This is a genomic window from Streptomyces sp. NPDC045026, from assembly GCF_056432625.1.
This window is the reverse complement of sequence record NZ_JBWKIS010000057.1, coordinates 1-13,668: the sequence shown is the minus strand read 5'-3', so window position 1 is coordinate 13,668 and position 13,668 is coordinate 1. Positions and strand designations below refer to the sequence as shown.

The 13,668-nt window shown below is 69.1% G+C and carries 11 protein-coding genes and 3 pseudogenes; 5 read left to right on the top strand and 9 right to left on the bottom strand.

The window, feature by feature from the left end; all coding sequences use genetic code 11:
- Positions 1–249: 249 nt before the first annotated feature.
- The 5 genes and pseudogenes from AC07EJ_RS45735 to AC07EJ_RS45715 all read right to left on the bottom strand — a co-directional run.
- Positions 250–516, bottom strand: a pseudogene (locus AC07EJ_RS45735) (MOSC domain-containing protein); the annotation flags it as partial.
- 782 nt (positions 517–1,298) lie between these two features.
- Positions 1,299–2,006, bottom strand: coding sequence for a cupredoxin domain-containing protein (locus AC07EJ_RS45730; RefSeq protein WP_478886516.1), 708 nt, complete (start codon positions 2,004–2,006; stop codon positions 1,299–1,301).
- The gene (locus AC07EJ_RS45725; protein ID WP_389488483.1) at positions 1,994–2,518 is read right to left on the bottom strand and encodes a hypothetical protein; all 525 of its coding nucleotides are present in this window, start codon (positions 2,516–2,518) and stop codon (positions 1,994–1,996) included. Before AC07EJ_RS45725 ends, AC07EJ_RS45730 begins: the two co-directional genes overlap by 13 nt.
- Before the next feature lie 93 nt (positions 2,519–2,611).
- Positions 2,612–3,664, bottom strand: coding sequence for a cupredoxin domain-containing protein (locus AC07EJ_RS45720; RefSeq protein WP_389488485.1), 1,053 nt, complete (start codon positions 3,662–3,664; stop codon positions 2,612–2,614).
- Positions 3,665–3,711: 47 nt separating this feature from the next.
- Positions 3,712–5,040 carry a copper resistance CopC/CopD family protein gene (locus tag AC07EJ_RS45715; protein ID WP_478886515.1) on the bottom strand — a complete coding sequence of 443 codons (1,329 nt, stop codon included), beginning with the start codon at positions 5,038–5,040 and terminating at the stop codon, positions 3,712–3,714.
- Between the two features lie 1,040 nt (positions 5,041–6,080).
- Here AC07EJ_RS45715 and AC07EJ_RS45710 point away from each other — a divergent pair.
- Positions 6,081–6,494, top strand: coding sequence for a hypothetical protein (locus AC07EJ_RS45710; RefSeq protein ID WP_478886514.1), 414 nt, complete (start codon positions 6,081–6,083; stop codon positions 6,492–6,494).
- A 159-nt stretch (positions 6,495–6,653) separates the two neighbouring features.
- Here the strand turns inward: AC07EJ_RS45710 and AC07EJ_RS45705 are convergent, their stop codons facing one another.
- Positions 6,654–6,809, bottom strand: coding sequence for a hypothetical protein (locus tag AC07EJ_RS45705; RefSeq protein ID WP_389488491.1), 156 nt, complete (start codon positions 6,807–6,809; stop codon positions 6,654–6,656).
- A gap of 205 nt (positions 6,810–7,014) precedes the next feature.
- On the opposite strand from AC07EJ_RS45705, the gene AC07EJ_RS45700 reads away from it, so the two are divergent.
- Positions 7,015–7,500 carry a MarR family winged helix-turn-helix transcriptional regulator gene (locus AC07EJ_RS45700; RefSeq protein ID WP_389488493.1) on the top strand — a complete coding sequence of 162 codons (486 nt, stop codon included), beginning with the start codon at positions 7,015–7,017 and terminating at the stop codon, positions 7,498–7,500.
- A gap of 384 nt (positions 7,501–7,884) precedes the next feature.
- Here the strand turns inward: AC07EJ_RS45700 and AC07EJ_RS45695 are convergent, their stop codons facing one another.
- Positions 7,885–8,535, bottom strand: a complete 651-nt coding sequence (locus AC07EJ_RS45695; protein ID WP_478886513.1) for an FMN-dependent NADH-azoreductase — start codon at positions 8,533–8,535, stop codon at positions 7,885–7,887.
- A 148-nt stretch (positions 8,536–8,683) separates the two neighbouring features.
- Between AC07EJ_RS45695 and AC07EJ_RS45690 the strand changes: the two genes are divergently transcribed.
- Positions 8,684–9,379, top strand: coding sequence for a nitroreductase (locus AC07EJ_RS45690; protein ID WP_478886512.1), 696 nt, complete (start codon positions 8,684–8,686; stop codon positions 9,377–9,379).
- A gap of 74 nt (positions 9,380–9,453) precedes the next feature.
- Positions 9,454–10,182, top strand: coding sequence for an SDR family oxidoreductase (locus AC07EJ_RS45685; protein ID WP_389488500.1), 729 nt, complete (start codon positions 9,454–9,456; stop codon positions 10,180–10,182).
- A gap of 415 nt (positions 10,183–10,597) precedes the next feature.
- On the opposite strand, the gene AC07EJ_RS45680 is transcribed toward AC07EJ_RS45685, so the two are convergent.
- Both AC07EJ_RS45680 and AC07EJ_RS45675 read right to left on the bottom strand, forming a co-directional pair.
- Complete coding sequence (locus AC07EJ_RS45680) at positions 10,598–12,766, bottom strand: ATP-binding SpoIIE family protein phosphatase (RefSeq protein WP_478886511.1); 2,169 nt, start codon at positions 12,764–12,766, stop codon at positions 10,598–10,600.
- A gap of 39 nt (positions 12,767–12,805) precedes the next feature.
- A pseudogene (locus AC07EJ_RS45675) lies at positions 12,806–12,990 on the bottom strand (hypothetical protein); the annotation flags it as partial.
- Between the two features lie 359 nt (positions 12,991–13,349).
- On the opposite strand from AC07EJ_RS45675, the pseudogene AC07EJ_RS45670 reads away from it, so the two are divergent.
- Positions 13,350–13,668: pseudogene (locus AC07EJ_RS45670) on the top strand (integrase core domain-containing protein); the annotation flags it as partial.

Below are 13,668 nucleotides of genomic sequence, written 5' to 3'. Positions count from 1 at the left end.
CCTGCTCCACGCCTTGCGCGAGTTCGAACAGTTCTACAACTCCCATCGGCCTCATCAAGGCATTGCGAACGCCCGCCCGCTACGTTGCCCTTGCCCGTGACGGTCGCCGATCCGGAGGAGCTCAATCGCCTCTACATACGAAGACGCGATCGCCTGGGCGGCATCCTCCACGAGTACCACGACGCTGCCTGACCTCGATGGATGAGGTTTCCGGCAGGCGCAGGGGCGAGCCTGTCGGCCTGATCATCCCTACCTGGTCGTGCGCCTGCGGACCAGCTCCCTGGTCTCCTCGATCGGCGCGTCAGGGCCTTGCAGCCGCGGCAGCAGGTCCGGTTCGAGCGTCATCGCGCGGAAGACGAGCGCGACGGTCATATTGTGGTCAGGCCGGTGCACGATCTCGATGGGGTCGCAGGCCCAGATGTCTCCCGGCTCGACCACGCCCAGATAGGCGCCCAGCAGCGCGGCCTGAGTGAACCGCTTGATCCAGCCCCCTCATTGAAGCCATCTCTGGAACGTCGAGGGAGATCTCCTACCCGGGTAGTGAGTGCAGCAAAGAGGTTCAGCAATCCGAGAACACCGTCGCCCCCACCATTGTCGCCTCCTCCGGCGATTCATCCTCCGGCGCCTTCCAGATCTGGGTCGTCACCGCATCTCAATACTTACGCCCAAGCCCGGCCCGCCGGTCAGATGGAGAGGTCTCGTGCGTGGTGACGCCTGGCGCACCGCACATGACTGAGTCGGAGCCCATGGGTAGCGGACATTGACCCGGCACCACCGCCCCGGCAGACCCTCCACCGCACCCGCCGTCAAGCAGCTCATCCTGCACCTGGACACCAACTCGCTCAAGCGCCCGTACGCCCTGATCTTCACCGAACACGGCACCCCCCGCGCCCACCCCACCGGCGCCACCGCCCACCCCACTGCCGCGTCGAGCGTCCAACAGGCCAGGAACCCCGCCATGACGCAGGAACGCCGATTGGACTCGCTTCACTTCCTCCTCCGGGACCGGGACAGCAAGCACACCCGTTCTCAAGATGGCGTCGAACATTCAGGGAACTTGCCGTCCCTGTCCCGGATCAAGAACCTTGCTCGCCAGCTCGCATCCTCCAGGTCCATGACCAGATTCTTCGCGGCCTGCACCACCCAGACTCCCGACGGGTGCACGGTCGCGCCCACAATCCGAATCCAACGGTCGGCACGCTCGATCACTGCGAACACCTACAGCCGCGCTCCAGCCAGCGCCCCGGCGGGCAAGGTGGCCCCTCCACTCCCCCGACCGACCGCCGACAACGGCGAGGTCAGCCCTTGGCCGCACCCTCCTGCCCCGCGGCGGCCGCGGATCGCGATCCCACCAGCAGCAGACACAACACGGCAACCCCCGCCACGACGCCCGCCAGAATGAGCAAGGGATCGAGTGGCCGGACGGAACCGGCGGCTGTGTCGGCCGCGGCCGCGGGCTGTACCGGGGCGGCCCGATCAGCGGGCGTCGAGGGCGCGGCGCTGCTGGGAGTCGGAGCGGCTGCGGCTGCCGACTTGGTGCCGTGCGGGTGCGCGGACGAGGTGGCCGGGGCCGGTTCGCGCGCCGGACTCACCGTGCTGGCAGCGGGGTTGTCGTGATGGTGGGCGGGCGCCTGAGGCGTCGGCTTGCGCGGGGCGGCGGCGTTGACCACGAGTTGTGCAGTCATGCCGGGGTGAACGGTGCAGACGTAGCCGTACGGGCCCGCGACGGTGAAGGTGTGGCTCCAGGCGCCGCCCTTGTCGAGCATCGGAGAGTGGACGGTCTCGGGGCCCGAGGTGGTCTTCACGTCGTGCGGGGCGGGGTCCTGGTTGACCCAGGTCACGGTGTCGCCGGCGGTGATCGTGAGCGTGCGAGGGCTGAACGCGTAGCCAGACATGATGACTTGGTGGTCGGCGGCGTGTGCGGAGGGAGCGTCGAGGACCGTGAAGACGCCGCCAAGGAGCAGGGTGGCAGGCGCGACGCGTACGAGCGTGGTCAGACGGGGCATGTGAACTCCGCGGCGACGAGCAGACGCAGGCGGTCTGCGGGGCGGATGCGCGACAGGGTGAAACCCGTGGAACGGCGCAGCGGGCCGTACGGGACACGGGTGGTGCCGAGGACGAGGAGTCTGTCGTTGGTGCGCTCGACGACACGCAGCGTCAGCGTCACCGGTACGGACGGGACGCTTGTGTCGGCCGTGGCGAGTTCACCCGGGAGCCGAAGCCGGGAGCCCCCCGCCTCGGGCTCTACGGCGGTGCTGACGAAGGAGAGTGCCTCGCCACCGAGCGCGGCACCGGTCAGCTTCACGCCCAGCACGCAGTCGGCGGCGGAGGGCGCGACGGTCAGGAGGGCTTCGTCCGCGGTGAGGCGGCGGCGCAGGGTGACCAACGGGCCGAGTCGGGCGGTGAGTTCGACGACGCAGCGGTCGGCGGTGGCCATGTACGTGCCGGGCCCGGGAAGCCACGCGGGGCCCTCGGGGACGGGCAGGAGGAGGGCGTTGGGAAGGGTTCTGGTGGTCACGGAGAGCACCTCGATGGATGAGGGACAATGTCGGCGGTGGCGGGCCGGCCGACTGCGACTCGGCCGGCCCGCCACGTCTCGTTGTCGGTCCGGTCAGCAGGACGTGGTGAGGTACTTCTGGGTCGGGGCGAGCAGGTGCTCGGCCCAGACGGTGTGCGTCTTCACGTACTGATCGGGGTTGAGGATGTCCGTGACCTGCTGTCCGAGGGACTCCTCCAGGTGGGCGGAGTTGACGTGCTGGAGGAGGACGGAGAGGGTGTCGTCGAGGGTCGCGCCGCCGCCGTTTACGGCCGGCGTGAGGATCGACTCGACCCACACGGTGTGCATCTTCAGGTAGCTGTCGAGTTTCAGCGCGTCTTGGACCTGCTGTCCCGGAGACTCCTCCAGGTGGGCCGAGTTGATGTGCTGCAGGATCGGCATCAGGACCTGCTGAACGCTGTGGCACTGCTCGTCGCCACCGCTGTCACCGCCGTCACCGCCGGTCGAACCACCTGAGTGGCCACCGCCTGTGCCGCCGCCGGATGAGCTGCCGCCGGTCGAACCACCGCCGCTCCCGCCGGAGCTGCCGCCCGACGTCCCCCCGGAAGCGCCGCCCGATCCGGACCCTCCAGAGGAGGAACCACCGGAACCCGAACCACCTCCCGTGCCACCGGAGTTGTCGGCGACGACCGTGATGGACGCCTTCATGTCCGGGTGCACGGCGCAGTAGTACTCGTACGTTCCGGCCTTGGTGAAGGTGTACGACCAGCTGTCGCCCTTCTGCAGCGTGCCCGAGTCCAGCTTCGCGGGCCCGCTGGTGGTGGTGACCGTGTGCGGAGCGGTGTCCTCGTTGACCCACTTCACGGTCTCGCCGACCTTCACGGTGAGCTTCGGCGTCGCGAACTTCATGCCGGTGATCTTCACGGTGTGGTCGGCGGCCTTCGCGGCCGCCGGCTCGGCCTGTGCCATCGAGTGGGCCTCGGCCGCCGGCGCCGCCGTGGTGGCGGCCGGTGCGCCGCTCGCCGTCTGGAGGAGCCCCAGACAGCCCACGGCGGCAACGGCCGCGCCCAGGCCGGCCGCCAGCAGCGCCCGGTTGCCGCGCCGCGGCGGCAACCCCTGTCGTGCCTGTCGCCGCTCGCCGGGGGCGGCGGATTCGTCAGTACGCATAGTCGTGCGTCTCCTTAAAGGAAGGGTGTGCCGGGTGGTGCAACCGGTCAGCGGCCGGGAGCGGCCGTGACCAGCAGACTCGTCGCGGCCAGGACGACGAGGACGAGCCCCGTCTCGGCCGCGACCGAGTGGACGAAGGGCCGCACGGTGGCGCGATCCCCGTGCAGCAGTACGGCGATGTCGAGCCGGGTGCGCACCCACCTCCGGCTGCGCTGCGCGATGAGCAACACCACGGCCAGGACGGCGAGTTTGATCAGCAGCAGGCGTCCGTAGCCGGTGGCGAAGAGGGCACTGAAGGAACCCACCACATGCCAGGCCAGTACGGCTCCGGTCGCCACGATCGCCGCCACGGATACGCCCGCGAGGGTGGAGTAGCCGGAGACGGCGGCGGACAGCTCTTCGGGGCGGCGGCGCGGCAGGACGCCGAGCAGCAGCAGTGTGAGTCCGCCCAGCCACAGAGATATGCCGAGCAGATGGACCAGATCGGCGACCTGGCCCCAACCAGGGTGCGTGCCCTGCGAGTTGTGGCCCGCCATGCCGGTCGTACGCAGCAGACCGAGGCACACGACACCCGCGCCGACGCGCCAGCCGGGCGACCGCGCGGCCCGCTCGCCACCCTGCAACAGTGCGGCCAGGACGACGGCGGCCAGCAGCCACATCAGGGCCCGGCAGGCCAGCACGATGCCGACGTCGCCGCTGCCCAACAGGTCGATGTACGTGGACAGTCGGAGTACGTCACCGAGCGAACCCATCGCCCCGTACGCGCCTTGCAACCCGGCACCCACCACCGTGGCGGCGAGCCCGCACACCCAGGACGCGGCCAGGATGCGGCGAGTCCTGCGGTCTTCGGTGCCTTGCGGCCACAGCATCGCGAGGAACCCGAGCCCTCCGACGAACAGCGCGAGCGCCAGATAGCCCACCCAACGGGAGACGGCCCAGGCGTTGCGCACGGTCGCGGAGGGGGCGACCGCGGCGTGGCCCGTGTCCGCGCGCGGTGCGCTCGCGCCGGAGCCGCCGTTGCCGATGCGGAAGGTGAGCGTGCCGGAGGTCGGATGGCCGTCCTCTATGTCGCGTACATGCCAATTCAGATTCAGGCGGGTATCGCCGGACCCTTTCGGGACACGGACGACAACAGTGTCGGGCTTGCCGGTGGCCGCTGGCTCAGCGGGCAGCCGCTTGCCGTGCGCCGTGACATGTACGTCGGCGGGGTCGACCCGCTCGCTGAAGGTGAGCTTCACCGTGCGCGGGGTTCGCGCCAGATGCGCTCCGCCCTTCGGCGATGAGGAGTCCAGTTCCGTATGCGCGGACGCGGACGGCGCGGAGAGCAGCAGAGTCACGAGAGCCAGAACACCCGTGAGGAACAGGCGAGTTCTCATGGCGCCAGCCCTGAAGGGAGGGAAATCGAGGGCGTTACGCCAAGACAGAGGGCCCCATCAGACATAGATGGCATGGATGACGTAGACGCCGACGGCGAAAGAGAGGGAGAAGCGGCGACCGGCAATCCGTCCAGGAGGCCGGTTACCGCATCGTTCGCGCCGCTGAGCAAAGGCTGCACAAGCCGCACCTGATCGTCGTCACACGATTCACCCGGCGCGGGCGACGGACTCGGAGACGGCGATTCCGGGGGCGTTCGGGAAGGCCCCGTCGAATCCCCTGCACCCCCCTTGCCGTTGTGCCCACCGTGCCCACTTGCTCCCGTTCCGCCAGCCACTGGGGGTGCGTCGCCCACGGGCAGGACCCCCGACCCGGCCCCCGCACCAGCACCCGCGTCCGCGGAAGTGGCGGGCGGCTCGGCGGAGCCGGGAGTGTTCGACGCGGGCGGATCCGCTGGAGCGGTGGCGGCAGGCGGAGCGGCGGTGTCCACACTCTGAGGTGCGGGGGCGCCGATCCCGGAGGCGTATCCGAGGACGACGATCACAGCGGCGGCGAGCGCACCGGCGACGACCTCGTCACGGTGATCTCCCGGCCAGGAAGCCCTGGCGAAGAAGGACATGGATCCTCCAGACAACTGCACGGGGACTTGCACGGGGAATTGCGCTGGGGCTTGCTCATGGATCGCCCGGGGAGCACGTATGGCCCGCATGAGGGACACGGGGAGTCATGCGGGCCATACGTCGACGGCGATGCCAAGGAGTGGATCGACGCGAGGATTCCCCGCGGCTACGCATCAGTTAATGCGCCGTTTCATTCCCTCACCCTTGAACCCATCCGCCGTGTGAGATGGGACCTCCCCCGCCCAATGCCCGCATTACCTCCCGTGAAGAAGCAGTGAATGCGAACACGCCACGCGTTAACCCTTCACCGGATTTACGCGGATGCATATGCGACTGGCCGCACGTCACACGTCACGCCCAGGGCCTCAACTCCAGCGTGCCGGACGCCACAGCGCACCAATCCACGTCCAACAGGTCATCACATGACCGGACCGCCGACCGGGATGGGCGAGACCAAGAGCCGGGTCGCGCCTATGCCGCTCGAAAACACGATTCGAAGCCCGACCTGGCAGTTCCCAGACCAGAAGACCGGCCCGCACAGCATCTGCGACGATCCTTCGATACCGTTGTCCACCGCCACCGCCACCGCCACCGCCACCGCCACCGCGCTCATAGGGAATCTGATCACGGTGCCCACAGCCGCACTGCGCAGCCGCGTGGCCAAGAACGCAGGACTTCTCGCGTTACGGCACGAGAACGCGGTGCTGCGCCGTCAGATAGCCCGGGTCCGCTACGAGCCCGCAGACCGGATCCGGCTCGCCACGCACTCGCGGTTCGTCCCGCGCAAGCGCTGGCCCCAGGCCTTCACACTCACCCCCACCACACTGCTGGCCTGACACAGCCAACTCATCGCCACCAATTGGACGTTCACCCGGGACCGCCGCCCCCGGCAGACCCTCCACCGCGCCCGCCGTCAAGCAGCTCATCCTGCGCCTGGCCCGGGAGAACAGCGCCTGGGGCCACCGTCGCATCCAGGGCGAACTCGCCCGTCGCGGCTACCCGATCGCCCCGTCCACAGACTGGAAGATTCTCCACGCAGTAGGCATCGACCCCGGGACGACATCCCGGGCGAGGCGGCCCTTGACGCTGGGCACGTGCACCTCCAGGCCCTCGGCTACCAACTGGATGTACGAGTCGTTGAGTTCGCTCATCTCCTCGTTGCGTCCCGCGATGCCGAACCTCAAACTGGTCAGCGCCCGGTCGCGCAGCCGGGCCGGCTCCGGTATTACCAGGGCGCGGCGACGGCGGGCGGTTGGCTCGGGTACCCGCTCGCGCGGGCAGTCCCGGCAGACGGAGTCATATTTAGTTTCAAACGATACCGTATCGAATGAGTGGACAGCTGGTAAAGTTTCCCTTATGGCCGCCGACGTTCCTCACCAAGCCACCACCTCGCGCGCGACCGACCGCCCTGGGGATGAATCGCCGTTCGCTCTCGGCTTGCTGCTGCGCCGGGCACACTGGCGCGCGGCTGCCGTGATGGGGGAGGCGCTCCGGCCGCTCGGTATCGAGTTGCGGCATTTCGCCGTGCTGATCGCTCTGGTCAACCGCGGGCCCACAGTGCAGCGGGACCTGGCGACGGCGACAGGGTCGGACAAGGCGGGAATCATGCGGGTCGTGGACGATCTGGAGCGCATGGGGCTGGCCGTACGCAAGACCGTTCCCGGGGACCGGCGGGCGCGGGCAGTGGAGATCACACCTCAGGGCGTCGAGCTTTTCGATGCGGCACACGTGGCGGCGGAGCCGCTGGCTGAGCGCCTGGTTGGCGAACTGAGGGCCGGCGAGCCCGAGCAGTTGAGGGATCTGCTGACCAGGTTCGCCTATCCCGCAGACGACGAGGCGTAAGGGCGGCCGCGCGCACCGGTCGCCTGCCACGCCGGCACCCTTCCTTTCGTACGGCTCCCGTGGCGACCCCAGCCTTGAGGGCTGCGGCCATCGCTATGCATCCGCCCTGACTGCAGGCGGCTCTCGGGGCTTCGTCGCCGACGGGGTCGAGTCGCCCGTGCGGCTGCCGCGCCGCATGCCTGGTCGGCGTGTTCTTCACCCTACGCATCTGCGCTGTCTCGATGCGCTCCCCGCTGACAGGCCGAGCCCCCGGCCGCGCCCAGCACCGGGCCATCTGCCCCGAGGTACACAGCTCCATAGGCACCATCGGAGAGGGCGCAGACGCCGAGGTCGCCGTGTGACGTCCTGGGGCGAGGCGTCACACGGCGACTGGTGCCTGGCGGGTTATGCGGCGATGCTCTCCGCGAGTTCCTTGGCCTTGATGGTCGCGTCCTCGAAGGCGCGCTTGCGGGAAGCTTCGTAGAGGGGAATCAGGTCTGCCATGGCCGCATTACGTGGGGCCATGGTGAGTTCCGGGACGATGAAGTCGAGGTCCAGGCCGAGGGTGCCCTTAAGAACGGCCTCCAGATAGTTCTGTACGAACTCGTAGCCCTCGCGCGGGGTGCCCGGCGCGTAGGAGCCGCCGCGGCTGGCGACGACGACAACCGGGGTGCCCTGGGCAGAGGGTGTCTCACCCGCCGTGCGGCCGAGCAGGAGCACGCTGTCCAGCCACGCCTTGAGGGTCGAGGGAATCGAGAAGTTGTACATCGGGGCGCCGATCAGGACGGCGTCCGCCTCCTCCAGCTCCTCGATGAGCTTCACGCGCGCGGCGAACGCGGCCGACTGCTCAGGGGTGCGCTCGGACGGGGCCACGTAACCGGCGGACCATGCGACGGCGGTGATGTGCGGGACAGGGTTGGCCGCGAGATCGCGGTAGATCACCGTGCCCTCCGGGTGCTGCTCCTCCCAGGTCTTACGGAAGGCGGCCGTGACCGAACGGGACAAGGACACCTCGCCGGGCAACACGGACGAGTCGATGTGCAGCAGCGTAGCCATGGGCTTCTCCAAAGTGCAGTGCCCGAGGCGGGGAGCCAGGGGCTGAGGATTCGTGCTCGGAGATAGTCAAACACGAGATGGTATTGAGTGATACTATCTCGTTAGTAACAGAGGCGAATGCGTCGAGCAGACGGGGAGACGAGCGGTCATGGATGTCTACGAGGCAGTCACGAGCCGACGGGCGGTGCGCGGGTTCACCGACCGGGAGGTCCCGAGGGAGGTGCTGAACCGCGTGCTGTCGGCCGCGGCCTGGTCGCCGTCCGGGTCGAACATCCAGCCGTGGCACGCCTACGTGCTGACCGGCGGGCCGCTGGCCGAACTAAAGAAGCGTGCCGGCGAGCGCCTGGCCGCGGGCGATCCCTGGGACGAGCCGGAGTACGAGCAGTACCCCCTCGCCTTGAAGTCCCCGTACCACGAGCGCCGGTCCGCCTTTGGTGAGCAGCGCTACGGTGCACTCGGCATCGCGCGCGAGGACCTGGAGGCGCGCCAGCGGGCCGCTTCCGCGAACTGGGATTGCTTCGGTGCGCCCGCCGCGCTGTTCTGCTACATCGACCGCGACATGGGCCCCGCCCAATGGGCCGATGTCGGCATGTATCTGCAGACCGTCATGCTGCTGCTCCGTGCTGAAGGGCTGAACAGTTGCCCGCAGATGGCATGGGCGAAGTTCCACAGGACCGTCGCGGAGGTCCTGTCACCCCCGGACGAGCTCATGCTCTTCTGCGGCATGTCGATCGGATTCGAGGATGTCACGGTGAGTGACGCCCGTACGGGCCGGGCGCCGCTCGACGAGACGGTCACATTCGTCGACGGCCTGTGGACGCCGCCCGCCCCTCAGCCGATATAGGCGTTGTTTCTGGCCACGCCCAAATAGTTACTCATGTGCCATATTGCGCACATACCCCTGACGAAAGGCATGTCATGAAGTTCGCAGTCATCGGCGGTACCGGGCTGATCGGATCCCAGGTCGTCAAGAACCTGAACGCCGCCGGGCACGAGGCGGTACCGCACTCGAAGTCCAGTGGAGTCGACGTCATCAGCGGCCAGGGGCTGGAAGAGGCGGTTGCAGGAGCCGACGTCGTCGTCAACCTGACGAACTCCCCGACCTTCGACGAAGCCTCCCCGGCCTTCTTCCAGACCTCGATGGACAACCTTCTGGCCGCGGCCCGCAAGGGCGGCGTCGGCCACTTCGTCATCCTCTCGATCGTCGGCACGGACCAGGTGCCGGAGCTGGACTACTACCGGGCCAAGACGCTCCAGGAGCACCTCCTCGCGAACGGGCAGATCCCGTACTCGATCGTCCGGGCGACGCAGTTCATGGAGTTCATGGACGCCGTCCTGTCCTGGACCGCCGACGGCGACACCGTCCGGCTGCCCGCCACGCCGATCCAGCCGATCGCCGCCAAGGACGTGGCCGGCGCAGTGGCGGAGGTCGCCGCGGGCGCCCCGCTGAACGGCATCCGCAACATCGGCGGTCCCGATGTCTTCACCCTGGACGAACTGGGCCGCATCACCCTGTCCCACAAGGGCGACAACCGCACCGTCGTCACCGACCCCACCGCCGGCATGTTCGCCGCCGTCAAGGGCGACGTCCTCACCGACAAGAACGCCCACCTCGCCCCCACCCGCTACACTGACTGGCTCTCCTGACCCGCTCACGCCCTCTCAGACGGCACAGAACCCTGGCCGCCGTGGCTGGACGATGGCAACAACTCGGCACGGCGGCCCAGGGGCGGTACGCCGCCTCATTACAGCAACCGCATCTAGCCGACGGGGATCCCGAGCCGCAGGCCTCATCGGCCAGGAAGCAGAAGCCGAACTCCGAATCGAATCCTCACGAGGGGCATCGAACAACGCGTTTGTGCGATGAGCCTCCTCGAACACGGCATCGGCCACCGGCCGGTCGACCCGACGGTAGTAGGGCTGTCCAGCGAGTGGGAGGACCCGGCACGTGACCGTGACGGGAAGCCCCTCCGTGGTCGGCACTTTCACGAGCGGGCAGACCCATTTCCCGGCAGATTGGCCTGGACAGATAGGCCGCGGCCCGTCCCCTCCTAAAGCTCGTTCAGCCCGGCGCCGGCTGAAGGACGGCCAGATCCGGGAAGTCCGGGTGTTCGTTCTCGCTCAGCTCAGCCCAGACCGTCTTGCCGTGCCGGGCGTGGCGGGTTCCCCAGTGCTCGGCGAGCTGGGCGACGAGGAGCAGGCCGCGCCCTCCCTCGTCGAAGTCGCGGGCCCGGCGCAGGTGGGGGGTCGTGCTGCTGTCGTCGGACACCTCGCACAGGAGGGCGCGGTCGCGGATGAGGCGCAACCGGATGGGGGGCTTGCCGTAGCGGATGGCGTTGGTGACCAGTTCACTGACCACCAGTTCGGCGGTGAAGTCGAGTTCCTCCAGGTCCCAGGCGGTCAGCTGCCGGGCGACGCTCGAACGAGCCCCGGCGACGGCTGCCGGGTCGGCGTCCAGGTCCCAGGCGGCGACCTGGCGGTCCCCAAGGGTGCGCGTGCGAGCGAGCAACAGGGCAACGTCGTCGTGGGGTCGTTCGGCGGACAGCAGGGCTTCGAGCACGGCGTCGCAGGCAGCCTCCAAGGAGTCGGAGGGTTGCGCGAGAGCGTGGCGCAACAGGGTAAGGCCCGCCTCGACGTCGCGGTCACGGGCTTCGATCAGGCCGTCGGTGTACAGGGCCAGCAGGCTGCCTTCGGGCAGGTCGACCTCCGCCGCCTCGAACGGCAGGCCGCCCAGGCCCAGCGGCGGGCCGGGCGGCAGATCGAGGAGGTCGACGGTTCTGTCACGGGCCACCACGGCGGGCGGCGCATGCCCCGCGCGTGCCAAGGAGCAGCGCCCGGCGACGGGGTCGTAGACGGCGTACAGGCACGTGGCACCGGTGTCCCCTGCCGCTTCCGTGTCCGAGTCGGCCGAGGCATCGGCGGACAACCGGAGGACGACGTCGTCCAGGTGTGTCAGCAGCTCGTCGGGAGGCAGGTCGATGTCGGCGAGGGTGCGGACCGCCGTCCGCAGGCGGCCCATCGTGGCGGCGGCCTGGATGCCGTGGCCGACCACATCGCCCACCACCAGCGCGACCCGGGCACCAGACAGCGGGATAACGTCGTACCAGTCGCCGCCCACGCCGGCCTGGGAACCGGCGGGCAGGTAACGGGAGGCAACCTCGACGGCGGACTGCTCCGGCATACGCCGTGGGAGCAGACTGCGCTGGAGAGCGAGGGCGGTGTCACGGGCGTGGGTGTAGCGGCGGGCGTTGTCGACGGCCACCGCGGCCCTCGCCGCGACCTCCTGGGCGAGCAGCAGATCCTCGTCGTCGAAGAAGTCGGCGTTGCGATGACGGGAGAACTGCGCGACACCGAGGGTCGTGCTGCGCGCACTCAGCGGCACGACCAGTGTGGAGCGGACGCGAGGGGCCCCGGCGGCGTCGGTCGGATCCGTTGGCGCCGCCGTGCGCCGGGAGGGCTGTCCGGTGGCCAGGGCGCGGGCCGAAGGCGATCCCTCCGGACAGATATGGACCTCCCCCGACCGAATCGTCGGCTCCGGCCCGCCTTCCGCCACCGCCGCCTGGGCAAGCCGGTGCAGGAGGAACGGGCCCGGCGTCCGCATGTCGTCCCCGTGGACCACAGAGTCGAGCAGGTCGACGGTGACAAGGTCGGCGAGGTGGTCGGCGGCGAGGTCTGCCAGCTCCTGGGTGGTGCGAGCGATGTCCAGGGTGGTCCCGACGCGTATGCCGGCCTCGTTCACCACGGACAGCCGCCACTGCAGTCGGCGGTCCCGCTCCTCCTGGAACACCATGACGTCCTGCTCGGAGGTGCGGTCCAAGTATCCGGTGGCCGTTGCCAGCAGCTGGCGCGATGCGGCGCTGATCAGCTCGGCATCGTTGGTCAGCAGGGGCACTTCCGCGAGCAGCCTGTCGAGTAGGACGCCCTGCGCGAGCCGGTGCGCCCGCAGCAACGCGCTGAGGGGCGTGCCGCGCCGCGCCAGCCGACATACGCGTTCCACATCGGCAGCCGGCGGTTCGATCTCGCCCGGCTCGATGCCGTACTCGAGGCCGGCCAGCACGCCGATGACGTGTTCGCTGATGTTCTCGTACGTCATACGGGCGAGATCCGGGTCGTCCCAAAGTTCGGGAACCTCACCGCGCAGGCATGCTTCCACGTCGGCGACCAGCTCGTCCGTTCTCGGGCCAAGCTCACGCGCGACACGGGACACAAGACTGTCAGCCGTGAAGTCCACACTGTCGACATTACGCCGACCGGCAGGCCCCGCGAGCTGTCAGGCCCAGCCCCCTCGTTCGGCACCCAGACGGGCGTAGTAGTCGATGAGATCCGGGACGTCCACACGGCGGCCGCGTGGACAACCTGCTCGACCGGGGCACTCTGGAGCAGGCACTTCACCGGCATCTCCAGCTTCTTGCCGGTACGGGTGTGCGGGACGGCCGGCCCTTCGAGGATCTCGTCGGCCTCGAGCACCGCATCGGCCACCGGCCGGTCGAGCCAGCGGTAGTAGGGCTGTCTGGCGAGTTGGAGGACCCGGCACGTGACCGTGAGGGGAATCCCGTCCGTGGTCGGCACTTTCACGAGCGGGGAGACCCACGCCGACCGTGTGGTGGAGTCCCTCTGGCCACGGCTGACGCCCGAAGCGGTCGTACGGGCCCTGCAGACGGACGCCCGCACCATGGCCACACATCTGCCGTCGCTCACCGGTGGCGAACGCTCCTGGCTACTGCGTTCGACTGACACTGTGGGGCTCGTAAAGTCATCGCTGCAGGTGGGAGCCTACGTGCCAGGCCCTCCGCGGTGGCTGGGATGCTGCGCGTGTGATCATCTCGATGCTGTACCGGGCCACCCGGGCGCTGCTGTCCATACCCGCGGTCCTGCTGCGCCGGGACACGGCCAAGGACGCCGAACTGCTGGTGCTGCAGCACGAAAACTCGGTGTTGCGACGACAACTCAACGGTCCGGTCCGCTACGAGCCCGCGGACCGGTTCTGGCTGGCCGCGCTGTCGTCGCTGATACCGCGCCGCTGCTGGAGCAGCGTCTCCGCGGTCACGCCGGGGACGCTACTGGCCTGGCACCGCAGGCTGATCGCCAAGGAGTGGGACTACTCCGACCGACGCCGACGCACCGGGCGTCCAC